Source organism: Methanofollis aquaemaris (genome assembly GCF_017357525.1).
GTDB classification, from domain to species: Archaea; Halobacteriota; Methanomicrobia; order Methanomicrobiales; family Methanofollaceae; genus Methanofollis; species Methanofollis aquaemaris.
This window is the reverse complement of sequence record NZ_CP036172.1, coordinates 108470-134900: the sequence shown is the minus strand read 5'-3', so window position 1 is coordinate 134900 and position 26431 is coordinate 108470. Positions and strand designations below refer to the sequence as shown.

30 protein-coding genes are annotated in these 26431 nt (G+C 57.7%); 16 read left to right on the top strand and 14 right to left on the bottom strand.

Annotated elements, in window-relative coordinates:
* Positions 1 to 9: 9 nt before the first annotated feature.
* The 3 genes from RJ40_RS00635 to RJ40_RS00625 are packed head-to-tail and all read right to left on the bottom strand — an operon-like array spanning position 10 to position 1045.
* Positions 10 to 417, bottom strand: coding sequence for an archease (locus RJ40_RS00635; protein ID WP_265581413.1), 408 nt, complete (start codon positions 415 to 417; stop codon positions 10 to 12).
* A 2-nt stretch (positions 418 to 419) separates the two neighbouring features.
* Positions 420 to 683 carry a hypothetical protein gene (locus RJ40_RS00630; RefSeq protein ID WP_265581411.1) on the bottom strand — a complete coding sequence of 88 codons (264 nt, stop codon included), beginning with the start codon at positions 681 to 683 and terminating at the stop codon, positions 420 to 422.
* A 47-nt stretch (positions 684 to 730) separates the two neighbouring features.
* Positions 731 to 1045 carry a DUF2551 domain-containing protein gene (locus tag RJ40_RS00625; RefSeq protein ID WP_265581409.1) on the bottom strand — a complete coding sequence of 105 codons (315 nt, stop codon included), beginning with the start codon at positions 1043 to 1045 and terminating at the stop codon, positions 731 to 733.
* 172 nt (positions 1046 to 1217) lie between these two features.
* On the opposite strand from RJ40_RS00625, the gene RJ40_RS00620 reads away from it, so the two are divergent.
* From RJ40_RS00620 to RJ40_RS00580, 9 genes are all read left to right on the top strand, one after another.
* Positions 1218 to 2078, top strand: a complete 861-nt coding sequence (locus RJ40_RS00620; protein WP_265581408.1) for a protein translocase subunit SecF — start codon at positions 1218 to 1220, stop codon at positions 2076 to 2078.
* Complete coding sequence (locus RJ40_RS00615; RefSeq protein WP_265581407.1) at positions 2075 to 3529, top strand: preprotein translocase subunit SecD; 1455 nt, start codon at positions 2075 to 2077, stop codon at positions 3527 to 3529. Before RJ40_RS00620 ends, RJ40_RS00615 begins: the two co-directional genes overlap by 4 nt.
* 224 nt (positions 3530 to 3753) lie before the next feature.
* Complete coding sequence (locus RJ40_RS00610) at positions 3754 to 4038, top strand: hypothetical protein (RefSeq protein WP_265581406.1); 285 nt, start codon at positions 3754 to 3756, stop codon at positions 4036 to 4038.
* Between the two features lie 496 nt (positions 4039 to 4534).
* Positions 4535 to 5104, top strand: a complete 570-nt coding sequence (locus tag RJ40_RS00605; protein ID WP_265581405.1) for a hypothetical protein — start codon at positions 4535 to 4537, stop codon at positions 5102 to 5104.
* 694 nt (positions 5105 to 5798) lie between these two features.
* Positions 5799 to 6344: a hypothetical protein gene (locus RJ40_RS00600; protein WP_265581404.1), complete on the top strand. Its 546-nt coding sequence runs from the start codon at positions 5799 to 5801 to the stop codon at positions 6342 to 6344.
* Between the two features lie 344 nt (positions 6345 to 6688).
* Positions 6689 to 7120 (top strand): thioredoxin family protein, encoded by a 432-nt coding sequence (locus tag RJ40_RS00595; protein ID WP_265581403.1) that lies wholly within the window; start codon positions 6689 to 6691, stop codon positions 7118 to 7120.
* Between the two features lie 10 nt (positions 7121 to 7130).
* Positions 7131 to 7409: a thioredoxin gene (trxA, locus tag RJ40_RS00590; RefSeq protein WP_265581402.1), complete on the top strand. Its 279-nt coding sequence runs from the start codon at positions 7131 to 7133 to the stop codon at positions 7407 to 7409.
* 78 nt (positions 7410 to 7487) lie between these two features.
* Positions 7488 to 8084, top strand: coding sequence for an endonuclease III domain-containing protein (locus RJ40_RS00585; RefSeq protein ID WP_265581401.1), 597 nt, complete (start codon positions 7488 to 7490; stop codon positions 8082 to 8084).
* Complete coding sequence (locus RJ40_RS00580) at positions 8057 to 8602, top strand: aldolase (protein ID WP_265581400.1); 546 nt, start codon at positions 8057 to 8059, stop codon at positions 8600 to 8602. The genes RJ40_RS00585 and RJ40_RS00580 overlap by 28 nt, the downstream gene beginning before the upstream one ends.
* On the opposite strand, the gene aglJ is transcribed toward RJ40_RS00580, so the two are convergent.
* Complete coding sequence (aglJ, locus tag RJ40_RS00575; protein ID WP_265581399.1) at positions 8569 to 9492, bottom strand: S-layer glycoprotein N-glycosyltransferase AglJ; 924 nt, start codon at positions 9490 to 9492, stop codon at positions 8569 to 8571. The genes RJ40_RS00580 and aglJ overlap by 34 nt on opposite strands.
* Before the next feature lie 38 nt (positions 9493 to 9530).
* On the opposite strand from aglJ, the gene RJ40_RS00570 reads away from it, so the two are divergent.
* The gene (locus tag RJ40_RS00570; protein WP_265581398.1) at positions 9531 to 10100 is read left to right on the top strand and encodes an endonuclease dU; all 570 of its coding nucleotides are present in this window, start codon (positions 9531 to 9533) and stop codon (positions 10098 to 10100) included.
* Here the strand turns inward: RJ40_RS00570 and RJ40_RS00565 are convergent.
* Positions 10072 to 10575: a hypothetical protein gene (locus RJ40_RS00565; RefSeq protein WP_394357391.1), complete on the bottom strand. Its 504-nt coding sequence runs from the start codon at positions 10573 to 10575 to the stop codon at positions 10072 to 10074. The two genes, RJ40_RS00570 and RJ40_RS00565, sit on opposite strands and share 29 nt — an antisense overlap.
* Positions 10576 to 10829: 254 nt before the next feature.
* Here RJ40_RS00565 and RJ40_RS00560 point away from each other — a divergent pair, with 254 nt between their 5' ends.
* Complete coding sequence (locus RJ40_RS00560; RefSeq protein ID WP_265581396.1) at positions 10830 to 11966, top strand: WD40 repeat domain-containing protein; 1137 nt, start codon at positions 10830 to 10832, stop codon at positions 11964 to 11966.
* Between the two features lie 9 nt (positions 11967 to 11975).
* Here RJ40_RS00560 and RJ40_RS00555 read toward each other — a convergent pair whose 3' ends face one another.
* The 9 genes from RJ40_RS00555 to RJ40_RS00515 form a co-directional block, all read right to left on the bottom strand.
* Positions 11976 to 12320: a helix-turn-helix transcriptional regulator gene (locus RJ40_RS00555; protein WP_265581395.1), complete on the bottom strand. Its 345-nt coding sequence runs from the start codon at positions 12318 to 12320 to the stop codon at positions 11976 to 11978.
* A 6-nt stretch (positions 12321 to 12326) separates the two neighbouring features.
* A complete protein-coding gene (locus RJ40_RS00550) occupies positions 12327 to 12563 on the bottom strand; it encodes an LSM domain-containing protein (RefSeq protein WP_265581394.1) in 237 nt (78 codons plus the stop codon).
* Between the two features lie 89 nt (positions 12564 to 12652).
* Complete coding sequence (locus RJ40_RS00545) at positions 12653 to 13471, bottom strand: fructose 1,6-bisphosphatase (RefSeq protein WP_265581393.1); 819 nt, start codon at positions 13469 to 13471, stop codon at positions 12653 to 12655.
* On the bottom strand, positions 13468 to 14370 hold the full coding sequence (locus tag RJ40_RS00540; protein ID WP_265581392.1) for a class 1 fructose-bisphosphatase: 903 nt from the start codon (positions 14368 to 14370) through the stop codon (positions 13468 to 13470). Before RJ40_RS00540 ends, RJ40_RS00545 begins: the two co-directional genes overlap by 4 nt.
* 83 nt (positions 14371 to 14453) lie before the next feature.
* Positions 14454 to 15371: a beta/alpha barrel domain-containing protein gene (locus RJ40_RS00535; protein WP_265581391.1), complete on the bottom strand. Its 918-nt coding sequence runs from the start codon at positions 15369 to 15371 to the stop codon at positions 14454 to 14456.
* Positions 15372 to 15475: 104 nt separating this feature from the next.
* Complete coding sequence (locus RJ40_RS00530; protein WP_265581390.1) at positions 15476 to 16264, bottom strand: tetratricopeptide repeat protein; 789 nt, start codon at positions 16262 to 16264, stop codon at positions 15476 to 15478.
* A gap of 533 nt (positions 16265 to 16797) precedes the next feature.
* Entirely contained in the window at positions 16798 to 19245 is a 2448-nt protein-coding gene (locus RJ40_RS00525) for a CDC48 family AAA ATPase (RefSeq protein WP_265581389.1), read from the bottom strand.
* Between the two features lie 71 nt (positions 19246 to 19316).
* A complete protein-coding gene (locus tag RJ40_RS00520; protein WP_265581388.1) occupies positions 19317 to 19910 on the bottom strand; it encodes a 5-formyltetrahydrofolate cyclo-ligase in 594 nt (197 codons plus the stop codon).
* Between the two features lie 320 nt (positions 19911 to 20230).
* Positions 20231 to 20623 (bottom strand): carboxymuconolactone decarboxylase family protein, encoded by a 393-nt coding sequence (locus RJ40_RS00515; RefSeq protein WP_265581387.1) that lies wholly within the window; start codon positions 20621 to 20623, stop codon positions 20231 to 20233.
* 614 nt (positions 20624 to 21237) lie between these two features.
* Here RJ40_RS00515 and RJ40_RS00510 point away from each other — a divergent pair.
* The 5 genes from RJ40_RS00510 to RJ40_RS00490 are packed head-to-tail and all read left to right on the top strand — an operon-like array spanning position 21238 to position 26390.
* Positions 21238 to 22482: a DUF6345 domain-containing protein gene (locus RJ40_RS00510; RefSeq protein WP_265581386.1), complete on the top strand. Its 1245-nt coding sequence runs from the start codon at positions 21238 to 21240 to the stop codon at positions 22480 to 22482.
* A gap of 5 nt (positions 22483 to 22487) precedes the next feature.
* Positions 22488 to 23435, top strand: a complete 948-nt coding sequence (locus RJ40_RS00505; RefSeq protein WP_265581385.1) for a hypothetical protein — start codon at positions 22488 to 22490, stop codon at positions 23433 to 23435.
* Positions 23436 to 23474: 39 nt separating this feature from the next.
* A complete protein-coding gene (locus RJ40_RS00500) occupies positions 23475 to 24422 on the top strand; it encodes a hypothetical protein (RefSeq protein ID WP_265581384.1) in 948 nt (315 codons plus the stop codon).
* A 39-nt stretch (positions 24423 to 24461) separates the two neighbouring features.
* On the top strand, positions 24462 to 25409 hold the full coding sequence (locus tag RJ40_RS00495) for a hypothetical protein (protein WP_265581383.1): 948 nt from the start codon (positions 24462 to 24464) through the stop codon (positions 25407 to 25409).
* 39 nt (positions 25410 to 25448) lie between these two features.
* The gene (locus tag RJ40_RS00490) at positions 25449 to 26390 is read left to right on the top strand and encodes a hypothetical protein (RefSeq protein ID WP_265581382.1); all 942 of its coding nucleotides are present in this window, start codon (positions 25449 to 25451) and stop codon (positions 26388 to 26390) included.
* Positions 26391 to 26431 lie beyond the last annotated feature (41 nt).

The window sequence follows — 26431 nt, the reverse complement described above, 5'->3', positions numbered from 1 at the left end:
GGACCCATCTCACACATCAAAGAGTATCTCACTACAAAACTGTTCTCCATCCCTGACGATCCCGAGCCCCGAGTACGAGACCCCCTTGATCTCCATGCCCCCGAGGTGCCGCGCGGGGTCGAAGGGTTCGCCGAAGGCCCTGGCCTTGAGATCGGTCCCGTCGATTTCGACCTCGAAGGTGGAGAAGACCACCCGGTCGACCTCGGAGATATAGAGGAGTTCTGAGAGGAAGTCGACCATCAGGGAAGTGAGGTCGTCGGAGGAGACGGCGAGGGTGCGTTCGACCCCGCGGTCTTCGGCGGTGACGTACATCACCGAGAACATCGCCCGCGCCGCCTCGGCAAAGAGAGTGTTGCAGTCGTCCGCCCGGACGCGCACCTTTACATCGGCCGGATGGGGCACTTCGATGAACGACATGCTCACTCCCGGTAGTACGAGGGCACCATCTCCATCCCGATGGTGTCGAGATATGGCGCCTGGTACATGGAGATATAGATCATACGCCGCCCGGCCCTCACCTGGACGTCGGTGTATTTCGGGGATTTGACCGCAATCGGGAGAAGAATAGGGCCCCCGCAGGAGGTACAGACCCTGAAGTCACAGTCCCGTCCCTCAACATAGGAGACCACGTCTTCCGAAACCGTGATCCTCTCAGGAGAGAGGTCCCTTCCGCCCTGCATCATCCCATATACTTCGATGCCGGAGAAGGTAAAACCATTGTGATCGCTGTTCAGGCGCACTTCAGGAGGCCGGTGACCATCCCGACGTACGCCTCCTTGATCTCATAGACGGCATTCGGCCCCTCGGGATCCCGTTTCACGTGGAGAATACCGATCCTTGAGGCGATGATGCCCACCATCGAAGCCACTGAGTGATAACTGATATCAAAACTCCCGGAGATCGTCTCGTAGAGTTTGGGGATTGTCGTCGTCTTAATTTTAACGAAGAAAGAGAGCACCTCGTGCCTGATACCCGTGTTGTCTCTGGAGAGATATTTCTTCAGGCGGGTCTCAATCTCCGTCCTGATATCGGCCGGCGACCGCATAATCGGGTGTTGAATGGAACATAATATCAATGTTTCGATTTGTTCCTGAATCCGTTGCCCCCCCATAGGAAAAAAGATGATTCGGCCGACCGGCACCGATCAGATCACACCGGCAAAAGGGCCGAGAAATATTATCCAAATATTAATCCCCTCTTCTGCAGAGTATGTAGTTATGGGTTTTGATATCTACGATGTCAATAAATATGCCCCGAAGCAGATGGTGGCGGTGCCACTCATCCTGCTTTTCCTGGCACTCGGCCTGCTCGGGTTCAACTGGCTGAGCACCGGGATGCCGGTCACGCCTGGCATAGATTTTGCCGGCGGAACGGCGGTCACTGTCATGACCGATGACAGTGTCGAGGATATTGAGGCGTACTTTGCCGGTTTTCCCCTGACCTCAGTGGGTGAAGGGTTGAACGGCGGAAAATACATCAGGTTCGGTCCGATGAGCGACGACGAGTATCAGAGCCTCGTCACGAAGGTCAATGACCGGTATCCTGACAAGAAGATCGATCAGATCGGTGAGGCCTTCGGTGAAGCCCTGCAGCAACAGGCTCTCCTCGCCCTGATCTTCTCCTTCATCGGGATGGCCATCGTCGTCTTCCTGGCCTTCAGGGACATCGTCCCCTCCATCGCCGTGGTGCTCTCGGCCCTCTCCGATATCGCCATCACCGCAGCGATCATGGACGTGGTCGGGATCCAGCTCACTCTGCCGACGACGGCGGCGCTCCTGATGCTCATCGGTTATTCGGTGGACAGCGACATTCTCCTCACGACCCGCCTCCTCAAGCGGCAGGGCAAACTTGATGAGAAACTCGCCGGAGCCTACCGGACCGGGATCATCATGACGACGACGACGATCGCGGCGATCGCGGCGATGTTTGCGGTCACGGCCTTCGGCCAGGTCGAGGTCATCGCCCAGATCGCGGCGGTGCTCCTGATCGGGCTCTTTGTCGACCTGATGAACACCTGGGTGCTGAATGCCGGCATCCTCAAGGGATATCTGTTGCAGAAGAACGGGAGGCGCGCATGAAAGAGGACAGTATTCTCAGAAAACTCTCCAGAGACTGGCGGGTCGTCCTCATGGTCGCCCTGGTGATCTTCTCGATCATCGCCATCGGGCCGCACTTCGAGGACGGGAAGTTCACGACCAACCTTCAGTATGGTCTCGACCTCCAGGAAGGCTCCTGGCTCCAGATGGAGTTCCAGGCAGAGGTGGTCACGGTCCTGACCGACCGGGCGATCCAGGACGTCGCAAACGACCTCTCAAAACAACTGGACGCCGAAGTGATTCCGATCTCTCAAGACCAGCTTGAGGTCAGGACACCGATGACCGAGGCCGAACTCAGGCCGCTCTTCGAGCAGGCCGGGGCCGAGATCGTCACCGTCAACCCTGGCGTCTCCAAGGAGACGGCTGAGGACGTGAAGCGGATCCTCGACGAGAAGGTGAACAGCCTGGGCACCAAGGACGCCCGGGTGAATATCCTCACCGGGCTCAACGGGATCACCCAGTATGTCAGGGTCGAACTCGCCGGCGTCGACATGGAGACGGCCAACGAGATCGTCGGCAAGCAGGGCAAGTTCGAGATCAGGGTCCAGACGACCGGAAACCAGACCGAGCACGTCCTCTTCGGCGACTCGATCACCAGCGTCGGTCTGCCCGAGAAGGATCCCCAATACGGTAAGTGGGGTGTGGGCTTCACCCTCGACGCAGCGGGTGCGAAGGCCTTCCAGGAGGCGGCGATCTCGTCCAACGCCGTCAACGACCCGCAGAACCACGAACTGATCATGTATCTGGACAATGAGTCCGTCTACAACGCCCCACTTGATATAAAACTGGCCAACAACCTGAAGGCCAACCCGGTGCGTGAACTCAGCGCCTCGACCGGCGTCGGCGAGGATGGGATGGAGAAGGCGATGAACCTCGAGATCCACCTGCGGGCCGGGTCTCTGCCGGTGGACGTGAAGGTCGCGGGTTCAGGCTCGGTCTCGGCGGCGCTCGGGGACTACTTCAAGGTTCTCTGTGTCATCGCGGCAGTCCTTGCCCTCATCATTGTCGGTGTTGTGGTCTACTACCGGTATCGCGAGCCGAGCATCGTGCTGCCGATGATCGCAACCAACCTTGCCGAGATCATCATTCTGCTCGGTATCGCCAGGTTCATCCAGCAACTCGATCTCGCCTCGATCGCCGGTATCATCGCCGTGATGGGTACAGGCATCGATCAACTGGTGGTGATCACCGACGAGGTGCTCCATGAGGGAAGGGTGCCCTCGCCGAGCGTATACCTCAAGCGGCTCAGTCGGGCGCTCGGGATCATCATGGTGGCGGCGTCGACGACGATCATCGCCATGCTCCCGCTCGCCCTGATGGACCTCTCCACCCTGCGCGGGTTCGCCATCATCACGATCCTGGGCGTCTTCGTCGGTGTGCTCATCACCAGGCCGGCGTACGGGAAGATCATCATGGCGATCCTCTCGAAGTAAGAGACGGTGGAACATTCCTCTCTGGCGGGGCCCGGAACACTCGGCCACCGCCCTTTCAGGGGAGGTTGACTGAACTCCGGCTCCAAGGGCGGCCATTTAATTATTTACCTTTTTCTATTCTGTTCATTTCCTGAACAAGAAGGATTTGGAATAATGGAAGTAGAGAGAGATCAATAAAACGGAATGAATACAGCCTTCTATAATATTCAAATTTTAGGGTTTTAATGGAGGAGCAGGCTTGGATCCCATTCCGCCGCCTTAAGAGAGATCTAGGGACATTAATTCGTTTTTCAGCCCTTTTATCTATCATTCTGGTCCTAATCATGAGGTGGCCCAGAGGATGCAACCGGAGAGAGTTTGAGAAAAACTCTGATCTTGAAGGAACTTTCAGTGAGAGGGGTAGGAAAGGCGTAGATACATGCTTGCACTTAGAGGTCGAAGTTTTCAACAAGCACAAAAGTGGAGAATCCTATGGAGCCGCGAAAATATTATTTCAGGTTGATGAGTGATTATTCTGGGTACATATAACCAGAAATAACGTTGAGCATATCCCAAAACTCCTGATCGGGAGGGGATTGCCACCCCCTCCCGCACCCACCCCCGCAGACGATAGGGGGGACGGTTGCTGTATCACCTTTATGAAGATCATGGGCCGTTCTATCGCGTGAGTTTCCCACGATAGCGTTCAGGTCCTGGTATGGGGGTTTACCATCCTCCCCCTTATCCTGACACCGGGGGTCGGGGGGGTGGCCAACCCCCAGGCATTCACACTCCAGAAAAGCAATTTTACCGGGTCGAAAAACATTTTTGATCGGGGGGATGGTTTAAGCGTGAAGACTTTTGGGATGACCTCGTTGATAAAAATAAGATCATATTAGAATTAGCTGAATGTACTAGAAACTATATGGGTTACAAAATTAAATTGGGGGTTGACTATGAGTCCTCTCTCAAAGTATGATAGGATTTGTAGCTCAAATCTCTCTCTGAGACACCAGGGACAATTCCATGGTTCTCAGTACAAAAATCAAAGAGGAAAGTGAGATGAAAAAAGGAAGTATCTATTCAACAGCACTTGTGCTGTTGGTACTGTTGTGCGCTTCAGCATTTGTCATGCCAGCAAGTGCATCCGATTGGATCGACTTAGGAACTAAGACAGCTCACTCAGGAGATAATAAAGGAGGTTACGCGATATCAGTCGACGTTACAACACACTACTGGTATAACCCAACTACAGAAGAGTGGAAAGTACATATCAAGGCTAACGGTGGTGCTCAAATCTTTAAAGACAGTTCTACGCCTTATTGGCAAGACACCTCTGCAACATATGGAGTTTATGGGACCCAAACGGGTTATATGGACAGTTATAAGAGGTTTGGTGATGAAGATGTTTGGTATGCCGAAACAATCGAGTATAAGCAGATGAATGGATTCGGTACAATTTATGAAGGGACAAAGATATTAAAATGTGGACCTGGAGGCCATCCACCAAAAGTGATGTCAATAACTGTTGCAGGAGTGGCAGGTAGCAGTTGTGGTGCACAGTGTTATACCTCCTACTCTGAAGAAGACGTGTGAATTTAAAAACCCAACCTATTTTTTGAGATTATCCCAAACTCTCCTCCCCCTACCCTCCTTCGAAGATAGAGCCCGATAATGGTGTAAAATCCTCACCCCTCTCAGTGCGAGCATACATTCATCGCCTTCTCCCATCCTCGCGCCGGGGGCTCTGCCCTATCTTCTGCAGGGGGACCGGGGAGCGGCAGCCCCCCAGCGGAAAAGGACGGTTTTTTTCTTCGTATATCAGTATGAGGGAAATATGTAGGTTCAAATTCTCATCCATAACTCCAGAATAGAGTTTCAGGATTATTTTCATAGTAATTCTAGAGTGTTGGTGGCGAGGAGCGGGTTGACTCTTGTTCCACCGTGTTAAGAGAGATCTGGAGATATTAATACGTTCTTTGGGTATTTTATCTATCTTTCTGACCCTAATATTGAGAGATGTAGAGGATCCTATAGAGCCGCAAACATATTACTTTCAGGTCAATGAATGATTATTTTGCATACATATGGCCAGAAATAACGTTAATAAAAATTATATCACATTGGAATTAGTTGAATGTACTAGAAACTATATATGCTGAAGAATGCAATTGAGGGTTGACTATAAATCCCCTCTCAAAGTATGATGGGATTTGTAGCTCAAAGTTCTCTCTGAGACACCAAGGACAATTCTATGTGTCTCAGTACAAAAATCAAAGAGGGAAGTAAGATGAAAAAAGGAAGTATCTATTCAACTGCACTTGTGCTGTTGGTACTGTTGTGCGCTTCAGCATTTGTCATGCCAGCAAGTGCATCCGATTGGATCGATTTAGGGACTGACTCAAAACAGTCAGGAGAGGCATCAGGGGGTTATTCGATATTAGTTAATGTTACAACTCACTACTGGTATAACCCAACTACAGAAGAATGGTTTGTACACATAAAGGCCATTGGTGGTGCACAACATTTTGCTCCCAGTACTACACCCACCTGGGAAGACACCACTGCAACATATGGGGTTTATGCGACCCAATCAGGGTATATAAATTCTATGAAGCGTTTTGGTGATGAAACGGTTTGGTATGTCGAAGAAATCGAGTATAAACAGATGCATGGATTCGGTACAATTTATGAAGGGACGGGAATATTTAAATGCGGCGATGCTTATGCTGGAGGGCAACCAGTTCCAAAAGTGATGTCTATAACTGTTGCAGGTGTATCTGGTACCAGTACTGGTGCACAATGTTATACCTCCTACGCTGAAGCAGATGTGTAATATTTAAAATCAAACCTGTTTTTTAACATTGAGCATATCCCAAAACTCTTGACTGGAAGGGAGTTGCCACCCTCCATATTCCCCATGAGGGTGAATGAGGGTTGATCCCCCTCCTCATGGAGTTGATATCGATGGAGGACAGCACGAACATCTAAACGTTTGTCTCTATGCCTTCCTGACCCAATCTTCATCCTGGGGGTTTCAGAGGCAGCGCCCCGGCGTTTATGGTGTGGGAAGGCGTGAGAGCAAAAGGCCACTTCCCCAGAATGATTCTACACCGGCGTCTCGCGCGGGGGGCGTTACCCCCTGACCCCCCACGGGGCAGAGGATAGGTGGGGGTGGTGATGAGTGGTGTGCTCATCCGGTGCTCTGGTGTGAAGGGAGGAGGCGGAACTCGGCACGGCCTTCCCGCCCCAATCACGGAGCAGTATGCCCGGCCCGCCACAACCACCAGAACCTATATCATCTCTCTCCTGCCTACCACCTCCCCCATGGCAAGGCTTGTGCTCATCGACTTCTACTCGGAGTGGTGCGGGCCGTGCAGGGAACAGACGGCGGCGGTGGACGAGGTGACAGGACGGCTGGGAGATCGGGTCGAGGTGCAAAAGGTCGATGTCGCAGAACGACGGGACCTGGTCTCGGCCTACCGGCTCACGACCGTGCCGACCATCGTCATCGAGATGGACGGAAAAGTCGTCAAACGGCTTGAACGACCCGTCGACGCGGAGACGCTCGAAAGTCTTTTAAATTCCCTGGCCGATGATCATGAAACGTGAGGGAGAAATTATGAGCAGACCAGTGCTGACTGACTTTTTTGCGACATGGTGCGGGCCCTGCAAGATGCAGACGCCCATCCTCGAAGAACTCAAGGAAAAACTCGGCGAGCAGGTCGAGATCAGGAAGGTTGATGTCGACCAGGACATGGAAGCCGCGGTGAAGTACGGTATCAGGGTTGTCCCGACGCTGATCATCGAGAAAAATGATCAGGTCATCCAGAAACTGGAAGGGGTAACCAGGGCCGACGCCCTGGAAGATTACCTCAAACCTCTGATCGAGGAAGAATAAGGCCGGAAGCGGCCCCTGCAGGTGCAGGCAATTATTTTTTTCTTTTCCATGGAGATAGACGCGAGAATTCAGGCCCTTTTGCAGGAGCTCGAAGGCCGTTACGGTGCGATCTCATGGTGGGAGGCGCCTCCCGAAGAGGTGGTCATCGGGGCCGTCCTCACCCAGCAGACGCGCTGGGAGAATGTGACGCGGGCCATCGCCAACCTGAAGGAGGCCGGGTGCTGCTCGGTCGCGGGGGTCGTCGGGACGGAGCGCGAGACGATCGAGGCGGCGGTGCGGCCGACCGGGTTTTTCCGGGTGAAGACCGAACGCCTGAAGGCGCTCTGCGGGCGGGTGGAGGAACTCGGCGGGGTAGGGGCCCTGGGGGCCATGCCGACGGTGCGACTGCGCGAGGAACTCCTGGCGGTTCGCGGCGTCGGCGAGGAGACCGCGGACAGTATCCTCTGCTATGCCTTCGGTCGGTCGGCCTTTGTGATCGATGCCTACACCAGACAGGTCTGCCGGTGTATGGGGATCACCGCGGCCGATCCCGAACTGCGCCGGCTCTTCGAGCGGGCGCTTCCCGAGGACGCAGAGGCGTACGCACGGGCGCATGCCTGGATCGTCGAGTATGCAAAGGAGTATTGCAGGACAGAGAGGTGTGAAGAGTGCCGGATAAGGAATTTGTCAGAATAGGAAAGAGGCTCTTCTCTGAGGGGCTTGTCGGAGGAAATTTCGGGAACATCAGCCTGCGGGCCGAGGACGGATTCTTCATCACGCGGACCGGGGCATACCTCGACGTGCCGGGCGCACCGGTCCTGGTCCCGCTCGAAGGACCGGCGCCCGTCGGGGCGTCCAGCGAGTACCTGGTCCACCAGGCGATCTACCGGAGGACCGGATACCGGGCGGTCGTCCATGCCCATCCGGCCCACGCGGTCGCGGCCTCGGTCGTCCTCTCCAAAATTGTGCCGGTGGACAGCGAGGGCGAGATGCTCTGCCCTGAGATCCCGGTCGTCGGCGGGGCGCCGGGGACCGAGGAACTTGCCGAAAATGTGGCGGCGGCCCTGGAAAAGGGGCCGCTTGTCATCGCCAGGGGCCACGGCACCTTCGCGGCCGCCGACGACCTCGACCGGGCCTATCTTCTCACCTCGCTTGCCGAGCACTCGTGCCGGGTGCTCGCCTACTCAGGTTTCTTCGGCGGTTGCAACCGCTGAATCTCCCTCATCACCTCGCGGTGGAAGGAGAGGAGCATGTCGCTGATCACGCCGAACATGAAGATCTCGAAACCGACCACGATGAGGAGGACGGTGAGGACGGTCAGCGGCAGGTGCTCGACATGGTTGAGCCACTCATAGAGGACGTACAGGGCGAGCACCCCGCCAACCGCCGAGATCCCGATCCCGATCAGCCCGAAGTAGAAGAGCGGGTTGTTCACTCGTGCAAGCCGGTAGATGGCCGAGGTGATCCTGAACCCGTCCTGAAGGGGGTTGAGTTTGGTGGGCGTGCCCGGCCTCGGGAGGTACCTGGTCGGGACGACCGCGACCCGCTGGTCGCACTTGACCGACTGGACGGCCATCTCGGTCTCGATCTCAAAGCCCGCCTCCTGGAGGTGCATCTCCCGCAGCGAGGAGAGGGTGAAGGCCCGGTAACCTGAGAGGATGTCGTGGAGGTCGTGGCCGTGGGCGACCTTGAAGAAGAAGTTGATGACCTTGTTGCCAAAGAGGTTCAGGCCGGTGAAGGCGCCTGACTCGGGGTAGGCAAGACGGTCCCCGATCACATGGTCGTAGCCCTTGAAGAGGGGTTCCAGCATTTTTTCCGCGTCTTCAGGCAGATAGGTCCCGTCGCCGTCGAGCATCAGGGCATAGGGGAGATCGATGAGTTCGGCGGCCTCGATGACGGCGTTGCCCTTCCCCTTCCCGGTCTGGACGCGGACATCGGCACCGGCCTCTCTGGCCAGATCCCGGGTGCCGTCGGTGCTGTTGCCGTCCATGACCATGATGTGGCGGTAGCCCATGGTATGGAAGGCACTGATCAGTCCTGCAATGGTGGGGGCTTCGTTCAGTGTCGGAATCAGGATGCACACCTGGTCTCTCTCGATCTCCATTGAAATACTATTTAAAAGCCATAATCATAAGTGCTTCCATGCATCTGGCGAAGAAGGGGTTGCGGGCCCTGGGGATCGCCGAGAGTTTCAGGGGGCGGGAACGCTCCACCCTGGCCGGGGTGGTGATGCGCAGGGACGGGATCATCGACGGTTTCGGGTTTGGAGAGGTGGCTGTCGGGGGCACGGATGCCACCGATGCGGTCATTGCGCTCTTTGCAGACCTTGAAAGGGAAGACGTCAATCTGATCATGCTGAGCGGGTGCGTCATCGCCTGGTACAATATCATCGATCCCGAACAGGTCTGGCGAGAAACCGGCGTGCCGGTCGTCGTCGTCACCTACGAGGACTCAGAAGGGCTTGAGGAAGAGATCCGCGCGCATTTTCCCGGCGACGAGGAGCGTCTGGAGGCGTACCGCCGCCTGGGAGCGCGCACGGCGCGCACCCTCCGCACCGGCCACACCATCTATCTGCGGGCGGCGGGAATTGATGTGCATGAGGCCGGGGCGCTGGTCGACGTCTTCACCCTGGAGGGGAAGGTGCCCGAACCACTCAGGACCGCCAGGCTCGCCGCACGCGCGGCTATGCGATATACGTGTCGGCAGAGATGAGGCGTTCCTCCGACTTCGAGTAGATCTCTACTCTCACGGTGTCGCCCGGCCTGAAGGTGCGGTCTTTGAAGTTAATGGTGATCTTGCCGTTTTGACACCAACTTTTTCGGCCGTTTGTCGTCTGGACGCCGTAATGGTGTGTCTTGATGAAATTCGGAGTGTACAGAGTTGGGATCTTGACGTCGATCAGTTCACCGTTCCGATAAAAGCGTGCCCAGAGATCGTCTGTGTCATAGACTTTCTCGCGGTCGGGCTCCACTCTCTCCCATCCGAATAACTTTTTCAGGCGCGATTCCACGTCGTCCACCGGCTGGGTCGGGGTTTTGTTGTACCAGAGGGTGACCCTGCTGGCAAACTTTTCGTCATTATGGGTGACCTTCTCGATCTCGAAGATGCAGGGCTCGTCCTGCGGGAAGAGATCGAAAGAGAGCTGAAAACTCAACACAATGGCCAGGACGACAAGGAAGAGAATCATAGTCACCACTGTGAGGAGAAGTGCGCCGATCTGAGGGGAGACGCCCTGGTCATCTCCGTACAACCGGGCCATCGGGCAGGAGTTGTCCGGGTGGGATATATAGGTTCTCCCTCCGGCGACGGATGGGCACCCAATAGAATCGGATGACAGGATCGCAGACCTCCCCGGCATGAGCGCAACAATTATATATTTTTCACGATATGAGTGCCTGACAGTCATGGCACCGATGGTGCCGGGTCATCCGGGGGGACGAAATGATAGAAAGAGTTCTTTTTGTACTGCTCCTGCTCTCGATCTGCGGGGGAGCGGCTGCTCAGGAAGTGCGAGGTGAGAGAGCATGGGAGGAGGTGTTCGGGAGCGAAGTCCTGACAGCGTCCATCTCACCGGACGGCTCGTACGCGGCCTTCGGGACAAGGGATAAGGGGGCGATCTATTTCTTTGACAGGAACGGCACGCTTCTCTGGGACCATCCGACCGGGTGTCCGGTCTTTGGTTCGGCGATATCGGAGAACGGAGAATATGTGGTCCAGGCTTCGGAGAAGGTGCGGGTCTTCACCAGGGAGGGAGATCTCGACTGGCAGTGGGATCCGGGATTTTTTGCCTATTCGGTCGCGATCAGTCCTGACGGCACCTACATCGTCGTCGGGAGCGACAACAAGAAGGTCTACCTGCTTGAAAGAGGCAAGGGAGAGATCTGGCAGAACGAGACAGTCGACGATGTGCTCTCGGTCTCGATATCAGGAGACGGCGAGTACATTGCCGCAGGCGCGGGGAACAATGTCTATCTCTTCACCAGAAACGGCACCCTCCTCCGGGAACAACCGACTGCGAAAGGGATCGCGGCGGTCGCGCTCTCGCCTGACGGCAGACTGCTGGCCTCAGGGTCGCAGGACTACCGGGTCCATCTCTACGACCGGGCCAGCGGCGATCTCAGATGGGAGTATGCCGCACAGAACCGGGTACATAGTGTCTCGGTCGCGGCCGACGGGACGGTCGCGGCCGGGTCGCAGGACCGGCGGGTCTACCTTTTCTCTGAGAACGGCACGGTGCTCTGGGAAGAGACGATGCAGGCGACCGTCAGCGGGGTCGCCCTCGCAGGGGACAGCACGATGCTCGCCCTCTCGACCGGCAGCGGCGACCACTGCGGTTTCCTGTATACTCTTGGGGCACCGTCTGTTGAGGAGCCCATACCGACCGCGTTCATCGAGACCATCAGCACGACCGTGAAACCTGAGAAAACAACAACAGAAGAACCGGGACGAGAGCAGGTGCCGGCTGCGGAACTTGAAGAAATAAAAGAGGGCATTCCCCTCCCGGCGCTTGTGGCCGGAGGCGGTGTCCTGGTCGGGGTCGGCGCGGCTCTGATCCTGCTTGGGAGGAGGAGGGAGTAATCCCCCTCTTCACTCGCTACTCATCTCAGAGATTGCGAGTTCGTACATCCAGTCCATGAGAAGTGGGCACTGCTCGACATTACAGTCGAGCTCGCAGGCGATGCAGGGGATCAGTTCTTCCCCGGCCATGAGCAGGGAGGGGTCGGCCGCCTGCTTGCGTGCCTTCAGACGGTAGGTCTTGATCCCCTCTTCCCTGAACTCGATCCGGTCGATAAGACCGGCGTCGGCGATCCTGCGCACGACCCTCGAGCATTTCCGGCTGTCGATGTTGAGGAGCTTCCAGAGTTCACTCTGGAGCACCCCATCGGGCCTGGACTGGATGACCTTCAGCGCTTCATCTTCGATAGACGGCATGGCCCATCAGACGAGGGGTGAGATCGTCAGAATGTTGTTCCCTCTGATGACGACGGTGCCGAGGGTGCGCCCCCGCTGGTCGCCGTTGTACTCGATCGTCTCATCCATGTGCAGGTTCATGTGTTCGTCGACGGCGACGAGCCTGCCCTGAAGTTTCTTCCCTTCGTCCTTGATCTCAACGACGATTTTAGAATCGACAAGCGAAAAAACTTTCTTGACCGGCAGAACGATACTGTTGACCATCTGAGGTTATGTGGAGGTGGAAAGTATTTAATCTTTCCATCGTCCCTGAATCTCTTTTTTAGCCGGGTTCCGGGGGAAAATAGGGGGACTCACGGCCAGGCCGGCGGCCGGGTGTGTGTCCGTGCCCGCTCGTAGGTCGGGTCGTCGTAGAGATCGGCCGGGCCGACGAGCATCAGATCGCGGACCGAGAACCCGAGGCAGGCGGTCTTCGGGCGGGTCGGGCCGAGGTCGCAGAGGCCGACCGGCATGAGCCCTGACCCGGGTGACGCAGCGACGCCGAGGGCCGTCACGACATCAGGAAGGCCGGGGCCTGCCCTGAGGATGAGAGCGGGGTCGGCGCCGGCACCCGCGGCGGCGGCAGAGAGTCCGTCCTTTCGCCTGACCTTCCGCACCCTCCCGCCGGCTTTCAGATGGCCGAGGAGGTCGTAGGTCTCTTCCGGCGTGCCGAAGGCCGCGCCGTCGTCGCAGACAAACTCGAAGCCCGGGTGCATCAGGGGGTCGCCGACCAGACCCGGAGAGGTGAAGGGGTCGGCATAGAGTCCGGCAAGGGGTCGGTCCCATGCCCCGGCTTTTGCTCCGGCAGTGAGGAAGACGAGTAACTCGGCCCCTTCCTCGTCAACGGGCAGGGTGACCGTCTCCGCATCGCCGGGGCCGATGAGTCCGGTCTCTCCGGCGGTCTTTGCACACGCGGAGAGCACGCGGTCACAGAGGACCTCGACCGCCGCGCCGTCCTGGTGGGTGACCGCGCAGGCAAGTCTCCCGCCGGCCCGCGTCACGAACGAGTCGGCGATCACCCCGCCGTGCTCGGCCCTGAACATCTTCGCCGCCGTCTCGACGACGAGAGGGTGGGCCCGCATCCCGGCCGGGTAGCCGCCGAGGTCGGCGGTGAGGACGGTGACCGCGTTCATCGCCTGGTCCCGAAGGCCGCCTCCACCTTCCGGATCATCCCCGGACTCCCGACATAGATGGGAGTGCGCTGGTGCGGTTTTTCGGGAACGATGTCGAGAAGACTCTGGCGACCGTCCGAGGTCTTCCCTCCCGCCTGTTCGGCGATGAACCCGATGGGGATGGCCTCATAGAGGAGGCGGAGTTTGCCGGTCGGTTTCTCGTTGAGGGCCGGATAACAGTAGACCCCGCCGTAGGTGAGGATCTGGTGGAAGTCGGCCACGAAGGATCCGGTGTACCGGATCTTCGCCCCTTCCTCCTCGATCGCTTCGATGAAGGCGCGGTGGGGTGCGACCCAGGTCGGGCGCGTCCCGCCGGTGCCGTAGTTCTTCCCCTCCGGGATGGTCATGTCCCGGTGGAGGAGGCGGTACTCCCCGTCTTTGTCCATCGCAAAGACCTGCACGCCCTGCCCGACCGAGAGGGTGAGCGTGGTCATCGGGCCGTAGAGCAGATAGAGGGCGGCCTTCAGGTTTCGTCCCGACTGCATCACGCTGCCGTTCCCGAAGATCCCGATGATCGTCCCGACCGAGAGGTTGGTCTGGATGAGCGACGACCCGTCCATCGGGTCCATCACGATCGCATACTCATGGGCCGAGTCAGGGAAGACCGCCACCTCTTCCTGCTCTTCGGAGGCGAGTTCCCGGATCAGTCCCGACTCGCCGAGGACGCGGGTGATCCAGGCGTCGGCCCAGGTGTCCATCGCGGCCTGCTGTTCACCGAAGACATTCTCGGAATCGACATAGGCCTGGTGGGTGATGAAGGCCTCCCTGATCGGGGTCGCCTGTCTGCCGATGAGCAGGATGAGATCCCGCAGCCCGGCCTCGCAGCCTGCGGACTCCAGATATTCGCGCAGTGTCGTCATAATCCACAACTCCGAGATTCTCTATATCAGATCCCCTATAAGAAGACCGCCCCCCTCAGGAGGGCCGAAAAGAGGAGAGGGTTTCAGTTGCCCTTCAGGAGCGCGAGGGCGTCCTCGACGGAGGCGTCGTCGAGGGTGATGGCCGAGATGGCGTTGCACATCCTGACCGCCTCGCCCAGGGACTTCTGGTGGAGGTTGCGACCGGTGGCGTTGCCGTGTGCGCCGCCGGTGTGGATCTGGTCGTAGAGTTGTCTGAGGAAGGTCTCCTCGTCGACGCTCGACCCGCCGGCGCAGACGACCGAGGTCCGGCCTGCGGCAAGGGTCGCTTCCTTGAGGAGGTCGGCCGCGGAGGCGCCGTCTTTCTTGGGGGCGTTCACCTTGACGAAGTCAGAGCCCAGACACGCGGCCACACCGGTCGCCCCGGCGATGAGGTGGGGGTCTTTCTCGTCCTTGACCGCCGCACCCCGCGGATAGATCCAGAGCACGGTGATCAGGCCGTGCTGGTGGGCCTCGTTGACGACCTCGGCCGCCTCTTTGAGCATCCGGTCCTCGAACTCGGAGCCGAGGTAGATGGTGTAGCCGACGCCTGCGATCTTCAGGCCGCTCTGATCGCGGAAGCGGACGACCTGCTCGACGGTGGTGAGGAGCGGGCTGACCGGGTCTTTCTGGGCGGTCTTGACCAGGTGGGTCTTGGAGTTGAGTTTGACGAGATAGGGAACTTCAGGGTAATCTGATCCATACCTGGCGACGAGCCCGATCTGCGTTGCAAAGACGCCGATGCGTCCCTGCTTCGCAACCCTGAAGAGGTGCTCGGGGTCGGCGTCGTCGGCCGGGATGTTCTCACCATAAAAGTCGTCGTTGAGGTGTTCGATCTTCTGGTCTCCGGCAAAGAGCATCAGGCGGCCGGTGCCATGGGTGATGGTGGTAAGGTTCTGGATATAGGTCTCCCGCGCCGTCTCGGGGACGTCGGCGGGGACGGAAATGGAAACCTGTGAAGACATACAGACTCAATCATTTCACCGCGTACTTATGTTTTACTGGGGGGGAAGAGGCCGGGCGCCTCTCCGGATAAAAGGGAGGTGGATCAGGACGCCGGAATGCCGTCCTATTTACCGAGGTTATCCAGGATCTCCTCGCAGGTCTTTACGGTGATCTCTGAACGCGCCACCAGTCTGGCGGCGAGGAAGGGGGCGGTCTTGGGGTCGAGGGCGATGGCCTGGTTGTAGCACTCCATCGCTTCCATGTAGGGGTCGATGTTGGGGAAAGATGCGGCGGCTCCGGCTCCGGGGGTGCCGAGGGTGCGGTAGGTCTCTTTGAGTTGTTCTTCCTGCCTGAGGGAGATGTACATGAAGGCGTCCCCGCGCCTGATCCAGGCCGCCGCGTCCCCTGGCCGCGCCTCGATGACGGTGTCATAGCAGTCGGCGGCCTCGAGATATCTGCCCAGGCGCAGGTTGAGGTAGCCGGCCTTGTCCAGGGCGGCCATCGCCTCAGGTTCGCTGGCGAGCGCCTGCTCGCAGGCTTCGAGGGCTTCCTCCAACTCGCCGGACATCGAGAGGGCGTTCGCCTTCCCGACGAGCATCGCGGGGTCGTCGGGATCGTTCAGAAGGGCGGTGTCATAGCAGACGACCGCCTCCTCATACCGGCCTGCGGCAGAGAGGGCGTCGCCTTTCACCCAGAGGAGGTCGGGGTTGTCGGGGTCGGCCGCGGCAAAGAATTCGACGCAGTCGAGGGCCGGCCCTGCATGACCGGCAGAGAGAAAGACCCCGGCGACGGCGGCCCCGGTGCCGGCGACGTGCTCGTTGAGGAATTCAGGTTCCTCTGCAATCCTGTCGGAGAGAAAAAAAGCGGTTCCGACGAGGAGGAGAGCGAGGATGACGGCCCACTTCACCTTCATAGTCAGTAATCGCCAACCATGATATTTATAGATTAGGCATTTCAAGGGCGCATTTTTCATCCACTTTATTGGATATTGGGGATAAATTGTCCGAAGTTTGAGGGAATGGGAAGTTCAGGCGGCCACGGAGGCCATATATGGAAGTTTCGCCCTGTCATCCTCACAAGGAGAAACAGACACTCTGAACGATCAGCCCTCCGCCTTCCCGTCCCTATCGCCATCCCCGGAGTTCGGGAACAGCGCCCCCGGCGCGAGGAGGGGGGAAGGTGTGATGATCCAACGTGCCGCCCCGACCACAGAATCTTCACCGCCGTCTCTCGCCGGGGGGCGTTGCCCCCCGGACCCCCCACGGCGAAGATAGCCGAGGGGCGGCGATTGAGAAGGATCAAAGATCCTTCCACACCCTGGAACTCGCTCTGAACAATTTTCATGCAGTATGCCTGAGGCGTGCTCCCGGTTCACGCCCGATTCAACAGAGCCATCAGGAAGGATTTCCATCCCCTGAAAAAAAGGTGGGCGGATCTTGAGCGCGTTCAGGCTCCGCTCATCGGGGGCGTGATGCCCGCAAAGGTCGGTTTTTTCCTGAACGCTTCGAGTTTTGTCTCCAGGTCTTCGGTGAGTTGCCTGATCCCGGCAAAGTCTTTCTTCCTGGCAAAGGTTGCGGCCTCCAGGGCCCCGACCAGATCCTTGATCTTTTCGTCCTTCCCGGCCTCTTTGACCAGGCCGGCACGCTTGACGAGGGAAGAGGCCTTCTCGAGGGCGGCCCGCTGTTCGCCCGAGTACAGGATCTCCCAGGAGAGCCTCTCGAACTCTTCGAGCCGCTCCCTGGGGAGGGAGGGTTTCACCCTCTCGAAGGCCGCATCGAAGTGTCTCTTCGTGACCCGCACGTTCGCAACGGCGTCGTCGCGCTCCTGCGGCGACTTGTCCCGCATCGCGTCGATGAACTCGCGCATCGCCGCCAGTTTCGCCTCTCTCACCACCGCCTCGATGTCGGCGCCGGCAAAGCCCTCGGTCCGGTCCACCATGGCGTCGACGTCGACGTCGGCGGCGAGGAGTCCCTCGGTGCCGCGGAGGTAGACCTCGAAGATCTTCTCTCTGCTCTCTTTGTCCGGCGGCGGGACATAGACGACGCGGTCGAGCCTGCCGGGGCGCATCAGGGCCTCGTCGAGCATGTCGGGCCGGTTCGTCGCACCCAGGACCACGACATCCTTGAGTTCTTCCAGGCCGTCGAGTTCGGTGAGGAGCTGGGAGACGACGCTCTCGGTGACATGCGTCGAGTCCGAGTACGAGCCGCGCCGCGGCACCAGGGAATCGATCTCGTCGAAGAAGATGATCGACGGCGCCGCCTGCCGTGCCTTCCTGAAGATCTCTCGCACGCCTTTCTCAGACTCGCCGACCCACTTCGAGAGGAGTTCGGGCCCCTTCACCGAGATGAAGTTGCACTCGCTTTCGTTTGCGGTCGCCTTGGCAAGCAACGTCTTGCCGGTGCCGGGCGGGCCGAAGAGGAGGATGCCCTTGGGCGGTTTGGTCTGCAACCTGGCAAAGACCTCCGGGTACTTCAGCGGCCACTCCACCGCCTCGGTGAGATCGGCCTTCACCTCTTCGAGCCCGCCGACGTCGGTCCACTTCACGTCGGGCACCTCGACGAGCACCTCGCGCATCGCCGAGGGTTCGACGTGCTTGAGGGCCTCGTCGAAGTTCTCTCCGGTCACCTTCAGTTCCTCGATCAGTTCGGCGGGGATCTCCTCCTCTGCCTTGATCTTCGGGATCACCTTGCGGAGGGCGTGCATCGCCGCCTCCTTCACCAGAAGGGAGACGTCGGCCCCGACGAAACCGTGGGTGATCTCTGCCAGGTGGTCGAGGTCGACGTTCTCGGCGAGGGGCACGCCCCTGGTGTGGACCTGGAGGATCTCGTGCCGCCCCTTCTTGTCGGGGATCCCGATCTCGATCTCGCGGTCGAACCGTCCGCCCCGGCGCAGCGCCGGGTCGAGGACGTCGGGGATGTTGGTGGCGGCGATGACCACGACCTGTCCTCTGGTCTCGAGCCCGTCCATCAGGGCGAGGAGTTGGGCGACGACGCGGCGCTCCACCTCACCCTTCGTCTCCTCCCTCTTCGGAGCGATGGAGTCGAGTTCGTCGATGAAGATGATCGTCGGGGCGTTCTCCTGGGCCTCCTCGAAGACCTCGCGCAGCCGTTCCTCAGACTCGCCGTAGTACTTGCTCATGATCTCGGGGCCCGAGATCGAGATGAAGTGGGCGTCCACCTCGTTGGCGACGGCCTTGGCGATGAGCGTCTTGCCGGTGCCGGGCGGGCCGTAGAGAAGCACGCCCTTCGGGGGCTCGATCCCGAGGCGCTCGAAGATCTCGGGGTGGCGCAGGGGGAGTTCGATCATCTCCCTGACCATGTCGAGTTCCCGACCCAGTCCGCCGATGTCCTCGTAGTGGACGTCGGAGACCGGTTTGCGTTTTCCTTCTTCAGGTTTGTACGGTGTCTCCTTCAGTTCGATCTCGGTCGTGTCGGTGATGATCGCGATTCCCCGCGGGGTCACCTTTGAGATGACAAAGGTGAGGGGGTTGCCGAGGACGTTGATCCTGAAGGACTGTCCCTCGAAGACCGGCCGCCCGGCCATCAGCCGGCGGAGATACTGTTCGCCGCCGACGAGCCGGATCGGCTGGGTGGGCTGGATGACCACCTTCTGGCCGTAGCCTGCCTCCACTTTTCTGACTCTGACGGTATCGTCGATCCCGACCCGTGCGTCGCTCCTGATGTTGCCGTCGATCCTGACAATTCCCCGGCCGGTATCCTCGGGATAGCCGGGCCAGACGATGGCCGCGGCTTTCTCGCGGCCCTGGATCTCGATCACATCACCGGAGACGAGGTTGAGGGCCTTCATCACGTCGATCCCGACGCGCGCAATCCCCCGGCCTGCGTCCTCGTGATATGCTTCTTTGACGATGACTTCAACCTGGTCTTTTGGCATCGTTGCACCTCGTTGAGAGTGACTTACTACAAGTTAGTGCAACCAGTATTTAAAAATTGTGCGTGCCCTTTTCAGGGAGGACAGGCGATGCACTCACCTTCGGTAATGATCCGGTCCATCCGCCGGTCGAAGGGTTCGCTCGGGATGGACGGGAGTTCCTGGCATGAAAAGGCGACCCCGATGACGGTCAGGCCGGGGTTGGCCTCAAGGAAGCGGTCGTAGTATCCGGCGCCGTAGCCGAGGCGGTTACAGACACGGTCGAACCCGACCATGGGCACGACCACGGCGTCGAGGTCGGCCGGGTCGACCGGGACTTCGTGGCCGATGGGTTCGGGGACATGGAAGGTGCTCTCGACCAGCACGCTCCGGTCGGGGATGGAAGAGAGGCGGAGGGTATGGGTCTCCTTCTCGATGATCGGGAGGACGACCCTCCTGCCCTCTGCGATGAGGGCGTCGATGAGCCCTGCGGTCTCGACTTCGGGGGGCTTGGAGGCATAGAGCATCACCGTCCCGGCCCCGTCCAGGAGGGGGAGGAGGCGCTCCGAGATGGCCCCGCTCTTTTCTCTGATCTCGTCGGTGGAGAGGGCGGCCCTGCGTGCCTTGACCTGCTCTCTCAACGCCTTCTTCTCTACGGCCTGTCTCTCCGGTTCCGGCACAGCGCTCATCCCTGAGGCGTTGGACAAGATCCGGGATAAATCCGTTGTTCGGGCCGTGTAGTATTGGGCATGATCCCCGGGCTCAAGCACATGGGATGAAAATGGTCGTGGGTCTCGGGGGCAGCGCCCCCGGTGTGAAGATAGGGGAAGGCATGGTGATCAGACGTGCCGCCCCGATTGTAGAATCTTCACCGCCGTCTCGCGCCGAGGGGCGGCGATTGAGAGGGATCAAGGATCCTTCCACACCCCGGAGATCCGTTCAGAACAATATTCATGCGGTATGCCTGAGGCGTGCGCTCGCCTCATGAGCGATTCTTCAGAGCCGCCGTTCAGAACGATTCCTGGAATGACCGGAGGGCGTCGGCGAGGACGCGGGTCTTGCCGATGACCCCGGCGATGAGGATGGTGTCCAGGATCTCGTCGCGGGTGGCGCCTTCCTTGAGGGCCGCCCCGATGTGGACCCTCACGCACTTGTCGGCGCCGGCACCTGCGGCCGCGGCGATGGCCACGAGTTCCGCGGTCCGGGCATCGAGGCTCGCAGGGCGGGCGGTCTTGTAGTCGCCGAGCGCCGAGAAGACGAAGGCCTCGGGCCGTTCGCGCATCAGTTTGAAGATGAAGGGGACGGTGCCGAGCCATTCTTCGGTGCCGGCAAGGACGTCGTCGGCCATCTCGTCGGCGTGGGAGAGGAAGTCGTCGATGGTTCTCTGTGTCGTCGGTTTCATGGGAGGAGATTGGGAGGCGGGGGTTATCTTTCTGTCTTTTTGGCTTTGTCAAAAATCCCATGCTCGGAGCGAATATAAATCAAACTTCATCCCTCTCGCTTTCGTCGGAAGTTCTTCGAAGACAGCCGGTCTTCTCAAGCATATTTTTAGGATCTTTTCTCAATATAGTTCATGAAATCTCCGATACTTAATGGGCTTATCAAAAGCTGCCATTTAATAAATTAAAAAGTCAGATATATAAGAATGAATTATTCTAACTCGCGGATACCAGGGATTGGTATCCCACCGGCATCCGGGCAGGCTTCCAGACCAGAACCGAACGCCGGTGTTGCCCGAGGGCATGACCCAGTATAGAACTCTCTCTATTTAACTCCGTTTCATGCCTTTCGGACATACGCCTATCAAGGAGAGTGAAACGCATGAAACAAGAAACAGCACTCTGGAACAGCGGGGTAGTGTTGATACTCCTGCTATCAACAGCAATGCTGATCCCTGCCGCAGGGGCGGCAGCGGTTTCGACCGCTGTCGATACTCTCGCCGCAGAGAATTTGACTCCTCCCCATCCCCCGGGATGAGGACCGTCGGAATCCCCGACAGCACGGGACGGAGGCGCGTTGTATCCGGCAACCGCCTTTGATCCAACATCGAATTCCCTGATACTTTATGAGGGATGGAATGTCGTCTCGACACCACTCCAACTTGCCGACGGGTATGACACGATGCAAATCTTCGAAGACGTTGATTCGGGCGGTCATTCCATCTTCCACTATGATGGGGCAAATGACCGATGGGAAGCGATGGGCTCGCAAGACGAATTCAGGCCGCTTGAGGGGGTATGGATCTACTCAACAGGACCATATCGGATTCGGCTGCATTTCAAACCTGAGCAGGAACAAAGGGCACCGGTAAAACACCTTTATTCAGGCTGGAATGCCATCGGCTTCTGGGATGTGCACCAGGCCTGCGCGCGGGACATGCTCCTCCCCCTCGGGAGTGCCTGGTCAAAAGCACATGGGTATGATACAGGAACACAGGCAGACGAAGTCAGCATGGAAAGGGACGGCACCGGCAGCCACAGCGACCAGCGCCTGATGTTTCCAGGAAAGGGGTACTGGGTGTACATGGCGGAGGAGGGAGACCTGACCTACCCGCGCTACAGGACCTATTCCTGCTGCGCCGAATGGGTGGGGGACTACCATGGCGCAATGGACCCCCTTCCAAGCGCCGATGACGAAGCCGAGGGTTTTTACGACACTCTCACCTCTTCAAGTTTATGGAACGGGAAGTTCATCAACGGCAATGACGCCGCTATGGAACGGCACTGGAAAGATCCTGCCTTCGGTGGGGCAGACTCTGACTACAGCGACAGCGCGCACATGGCCTTCTTTGTAGGGCATGGGGGGTCGGATGGGTTCGCCTTCGGGACGGCTTCCGACGATTACAGCCTGAACTACGACGAGGTGCGCTGGGGCAACACGAAGACCGACTGGATCGTCCTCGGGTCATGCAGCACCCTCAATGCAACGACAAGAGAACACTGGGAAGACGCCTTCGAGGGGCTCCACTCCATCTGCGGCTTCGACACTATCGGAGGCGCTCACCCTGATATGGGTTGGTATTTTGCACAGCAATTGATGGACGGAGAAACCATCTGGGAGGCGTGGTCCGCGGCGACGGATCAGTACGTGTTCCCGAATGACGGCAGTCTTCGGTCGGCGATTCTTGCCGCCGACATCGACGGCGATCTGAGTACGCCGGATTGTCTTGACGACCACATTTACGGGTACGGGTCGTCGATCAACCCGCCCGGCGATCCGCCGAATTTCCAGTACGAAGTAAATTTATGCATGAAGGAATGATTTCGATGATAAAGAAACAGATCGCAATCGGATTGGTCGCCCTCCTGCTGATCATCGCCGGGACGGCACTGATACCGGTGGAACGTCCGCAGGCAGATGAAGACGTACACAGGGGGATTGAAGTTACCGGACCGTACAGCGCCCAAGAGATCTCCGAGGTCACCTGCGACATCGTCCTCCCCAAATATCCTGAAAAGGTCATGGTCTACAGAACAGTCGATACCAACGCGTCAAAAGACGATGCACTGAAGATGGCCGAGAAGTTCGGGATGTCCGGACCACTTGAAGAGGGGGTACTGTCATACTCCATCAAAGGTGATCCCTATACATTTAAGGTTGAAAAGGAAGGGGGTTGCTTATCTTATACCTGGTATGGTAGGTGGAACAATGTAGATCCCAGGGATCGCCCCGAAAATCTCCCGACCGACGAGGAGGCGCGCAAGATTGCCGAGACGTTCCTCACCTCTCACGATCTCATGCCCGAAGGGGCGATCTACAAGAGCGTACGGCATAGTCAGGGACACTTTTTAGATGCAGAAAAAAATACATCCATCGTCTCTTCAGAAGATATGCAGGTCTCATTCACCGGCACGCTGAACAACCTCCCGGTCTTCGGAAACTGGATGTATGTCACCGTCGGTGGAGAGGGAGATATCATTAGAATCTTCAAGCGCTGGCGCGAGGCCGAACCGTACAGGGAGTTCGAGATCCTCTCCCCCGAGGACGCGATCGAAGAACTCAAACAGATCGGCATCGTCACCGCGGTGAGTTCACCACAAAAAGCGACCATAAACGAGATCAAAATTGGGTATTATGCAAGCCCTCCACGGGACGAGCAGCCGTACCTCAAACCGGCGTACTTCTTCGGTGGAACTGCTGAGGGAGAGAAAGGAACCGGGACGTTCTTCCAGTACATCCCCGCGGTCCCTGAACTCGGGAAGGGGTTGTACTGATCTCCTCTTCTCCTGTTTTTGTGAAACGCGGATGAAAAAATGAAACAGATCGCAATCGGACTGATCGTCCTCCTGCTGATCATCGGTGGAACGACGCTGCTGCCGGTGGAACATCCGCAGGCAGATGGAGACGTACACGGAGGGATTGAAGTTGCCGGACCGTACGGCGTACAGGAGATCTCCGAGGTCACCTGCGGCATCGCCCTTCCCGAATACCCCGAAAAAGTCATGGTCTACAAGAGTTCAGACGCCACCGCATCGAAGGACGATGCCCTGAAGATGGCGGAGAAGTTCGGGATGTCCGGCCCAGTTGAAGAGAGTAGAAGCGGGATATGGTATGTCATCAAAGATGATCCCTACACACTCGAGATCGAGAAAGAAGCCGGGTATATGACCTATACGTGGACCGGCCGCTATTCCGGGGTGGACCCCAGAGATCGCCCCGAAAACCTCCCGACCGACGAAGAAGCACGAAAGATCGCCGAGACGTTCCTCACCTCTCATGATCTCATGCCAGAGGGTGCTGTTTATTCAAGTGTATCGCACGGGGAGGGGTTCTTTTCGAATCATACTGACGGTACATCCATTCAGACCTATAAAGACAGTAAAGTCCTCTTCACCGACACTCTGAGCAACCTTTCGGTGGCCGGAAGCGGGATCTCTGTCACCATCGGCGGGGGCGGTGACATTCTCAAAGTCTGCAAGCGCTGGCGGGAGGCCGAACCCTATAAAGAGTTCGAGATCCTCTCTCCCGGAGAGGCGATAGAGGAACTCAAAAAGACCGGGATCGTCACGACCGTGAGTTCTCCCAGGAAAGCAACTATCAACACAATCAAACTCTGTTACTATGCAAGCCCGCCTGGAGACGAGCAGCCGTACTTAAAACCGACCTACTCCATCCGTGGATCGGTAGAGGGAGAGAAAGGGACCGGGACGTTCTTCCAGTACGTCCCCGCGGTCCCTGAACTCGGGAAGGGATTGTACTGATCTCCTCTTCTCCTGTATTTGTGAAACGCGGATGAAAAAATGAAACAGATCGCAATCGGACTTGCTGTCCTCCTGCTGATCATCGGCGGGACGACGCTGCTGCCGGTGGAACATCCGCAGTCAGATGAAGACGTACACAGGGGGATTGAAGTTGTCGGACCGTACGGCGTACAGGAGATCTCCGAGGTCACCTGCGACATCGCCCTCCCCGAATACCCCGAAAAAGTCATGGTCTACAGGACAGTCGATACCATCGTATCAAAGGACGATGCACAGAAGATAGCAGAGAAGTTCGGAATGTCCGGACCGGTTGAAGAGAGTAGGAGCGGGATTTGGTATGTCATCAAAGATGATCCCTACACGTTCGAGATCGAGAAAGAAACCGGTTATATGACATACACATGGGAGGGGAGATGGAAAGGATATAACACAAGAGATCGACCCCAATATCTCCCGACTGATGAGGAAGCACGTAAGATTGCCGAAACATTCCTGACATCCCATGATCTCATGCCTGAGGGAGCGATCTATTCGAGTGTATCACATGGTCAGAGAATCTTTTCAAACCATAAGGGAGAAGCACCTATTGTCACGTATAAAGACAGTAAAGTTCTCTTCACCGGCACGCTGAGCAACCTTTCGGTGGCCGGAAATGGGATATATGTCACTGTTGGTGGAGATGGTGATATCCTTAAGGTCGCTAAACGGTGGCGCGAGGCCGAACCGTACAGGGAGTTCAAGATCATATCCCCTGAGAACGCGATCAAAGAACTCAAACAGACCGGGGTCGTCACGACCGTGAGTTCTCCCAGGGAAGCAACCATCGACACAATCAAACTCTGTTACTATGCGAGCCCGCCTGGAGACGAACAGCCGTACTTAAAACCGACCTATTCCATCCGTGGATCGGTGGAGGGAGAGAAAGGAACCGGGACGTTCTTCCAGTACGTCCCCGCGGTCCCTGAACTCGGGAAGGGGCTGTACTGATCTCCTCTTCTCCTATTTTTGTGAAACTCAGATGAAAAAATGAAACAGATCATAATCGGACTGATCGTCCTCCTGCTGATCATTGGCGGGACGGCACTTTTGCCAGCAGAGTGTCCATACGAGGAGGATAAAGACCTGCACCACGATCCCACCGGGCTCTATCCTACGCAGAAGATCCCGGAGATCACTTTTGATATTCCCCTTCCCAGATCTCTAGAAGAGGTCATGGTCTACAAGACGGTTGATACCGCCGTGTCAAAAGACGACGCGCTGAAGATGGCGGAGAAGTTCGGGATGTCCGGACCACTTGAAGAGAGGGTACTGTCATACTCCATCAAAGGCGATCCCTATACATTTGAGTTTGAAAAGGAGGGAGGTTGTTTGTCCTATACCTGGTATAGTCGGTGGAACAAAGGTGAAGGATACCGAGATTTCCCAGAACATCTCCCAGACGATGAGGAGGCACAGAAGATCGCCGAGAAGTTCCTCACCTCTCACGATCTTATGCCTGAAGGAGCAGTGTATTCGAGTGTTGCGCATGGTGAGGGATTTTTCTCAAATCATACCGACGGTACGTCCATTCAAACTTATAAAGACACTCAGGTCTCATTCACTGGCACGCTGAACAACCTCCCGGTCTTCGGAAACTGGATGTATGTCACCGTTGGTGGAGAGGGAGATATCCTCAGAGTCTTCAAGCGCTGGCGCGAGGCCGAACCGTACAGGGAGTTCGAGATCATCTCTCCTGAGATAGCAATCGAAGAACTCAAACAGACCGGCATCGTCACCGCGGTGAGTTCACCACAAAAAGCGACCATAAACGAGATCAAAATTGGGTATTATGCAAGTCCTCCACGGGACGAGCAACCCTATCTCAAACCGGCGTACTTCTTCGGTGGAACTGTGGAAGGAGAGAAAGGAACCGGGACGTTCTTCCAGTACATCCCTGCGGTCCCTGAACTCGGGAAGGGGTTGTACTGATCTCCTCTTCTCCTGTTTTTGTGAAACGCGGATGAGAAAAC

What these genes read in the sequence shown, in the direction of transcription:
- RJ40_RS00605 (WP_265581405.1), top strand. Translation starts at nt 4,535, where the DNA reads ATGGTTCTCAGTACAAAAATCAAAGAGGAAAGTGAGATGAAAAAAGGA.
- RJ40_RS00625 (WP_265581409.1), bottom strand. Translation starts at nt 1,045, where the DNA reads ATGCGGTCGCCGGCCGATATCAGGACGGAGATTGAGACCCGCCTGAAG.
- RJ40_RS00555 (WP_265581395.1), bottom strand. Translation starts at nt 12,320, where the DNA reads ATGCCGTCTATCGAAGATGAAGCGCTGAAGGTCATCCAGTCCAGGCCC.
- RJ40_RS00635 (WP_265581413.1), bottom strand. Translation starts at nt 417, where the DNA reads ATGTCGTTCATCGAAGTGCCCCATCCGGCCGATGTAAAGGTGCGCGTC.
- RJ40_RS00615 (WP_265581407.1), top strand. Translation starts at nt 2,075, where the DNA reads ATGAAAGAGGACAGTATTCTCAGAAAACTCTCCAGAGACTGGCGGGTC.
- RJ40_RS00495 (WP_265581383.1), top strand. Translation starts at nt 24,462, where the DNA reads ATGAAACAGATCGCAATCGGACTTGCTGTCCTCCTGCTGATCATCGGC.
- RJ40_RS00565 (WP_394357391.1), bottom strand. Translation starts at nt 10,575, where the DNA reads ATGATTCTCTTCCTTGTCGTCCTGGCCATTGTGTTGAGTTTTCAGCTC.
- RJ40_RS00530 (WP_265581390.1), bottom strand. Translation starts at nt 16,264, where the DNA reads ATGAAGGTGAAGTGGGCCGTCATCCTCGCTCTCCTCCTCGTCGGAACC.
- RJ40_RS00600 (WP_265581404.1), top strand. Translation starts at nt 5,799, where the DNA reads ATGAAAAAAGGAAGTATCTATTCAACTGCACTTGTGCTGTTGGTACTG.
- RJ40_RS00540 (WP_265581392.1), bottom strand. Translation starts at nt 14,370, where the DNA reads ATGACGACACTGCGCGAATATCTGGAGTCCGCAGGCTGCGAGGCCGGG.
- RJ40_RS00520 (WP_265581388.1), bottom strand. Translation starts at nt 19,910, where the DNA reads ATGAGCGCTGTGCCGGAACCGGAGAGACAGGCCGTAGAGAAGAAGGCG.
- RJ40_RS00550 (WP_265581394.1), bottom strand. Translation starts at nt 12,563, where the DNA reads ATGGTCAACAGTATCGTTCTGCCGGTCAAGAAAGTTTTTTCGCTTGTC.
- RJ40_RS00500 (WP_265581384.1), top strand. Translation starts at nt 23,475, where the DNA reads ATGAAACAGATCGCAATCGGACTGATCGTCCTCCTGCTGATCATCGGT.
- RJ40_RS00630 (WP_265581411.1), bottom strand. Translation starts at nt 683, where the DNA reads ATGATGCAGGGCGGAAGGGACCTCTCTCCTGAGAGGATCACGGTTTCG.
- RJ40_RS00515 (WP_265581387.1), bottom strand. Translation starts at nt 20,623, where the DNA reads ATGAAACCGACGACACAGAGAACCATCGACGACTTCCTCTCCCACGCC.
- RJ40_RS00545 (WP_265581393.1), bottom strand. Translation starts at nt 13,471, where the DNA reads ATGAACGCGGTCACCGTCCTCACCGCCGACCTCGGCGGCTACCCGGCC.
- aglJ (WP_265581399.1), bottom strand. Translation starts at nt 9,492, where the DNA reads ATGGAGATCGAGAGAGACCAGGTGTGCATCCTGATTCCGACACTGAAC.
- RJ40_RS00535 (WP_265581391.1), bottom strand. Translation starts at nt 15,371, where the DNA reads ATGTCTTCACAGGTTTCCATTTCCGTCCCCGCCGACGTCCCCGAGACG.
- RJ40_RS00525 (WP_265581389.1), bottom strand. Translation starts at nt 19,245, where the DNA reads ATGCCAAAAGACCAGGTTGAAGTCATCGTCAAAGAAGCATATCACGAG.
- RJ40_RS00490 (WP_265581382.1), top strand. Translation starts at nt 25,449, where the DNA reads ATGAAACAGATCATAATCGGACTGATCGTCCTCCTGCTGATCATTGGC.
- RJ40_RS00560 (WP_265581396.1), top strand. Translation starts at nt 10,830, where the DNA reads ATGATAGAAAGAGTTCTTTTTGTACTGCTCCTGCTCTCGATCTGCGGG.
- trxA (WP_265581402.1), top strand. Translation starts at nt 7,131, where the DNA reads ATGAGCAGACCAGTGCTGACTGACTTTTTTGCGACATGGTGCGGGCCC.
- RJ40_RS00595 (WP_265581403.1), top strand. Translation starts at nt 6,689, where the DNA reads ATGAGTGGTGTGCTCATCCGGTGCTCTGGTGTGAAGGGAGGAGGCGGA.
- RJ40_RS00610 (WP_265581406.1), top strand. Translation starts at nt 3,754, where the DNA reads ATGGAGGAGCAGGCTTGGATCCCATTCCGCCGCCTTAAGAGAGATCTA.
- RJ40_RS00505 (WP_265581385.1), top strand. Translation starts at nt 22,488, where the DNA reads ATGATAAAGAAACAGATCGCAATCGGATTGGTCGCCCTCCTGCTGATC.
- RJ40_RS00570 (WP_265581398.1), top strand. Translation starts at nt 9,531, where the DNA reads ATGCATCTGGCGAAGAAGGGGTTGCGGGCCCTGGGGATCGCCGAGAGT.
- RJ40_RS00620 (WP_265581408.1), top strand. Translation starts at nt 1,218, where the DNA reads ATGGGTTTTGATATCTACGATGTCAATAAATATGCCCCGAAGCAGATG.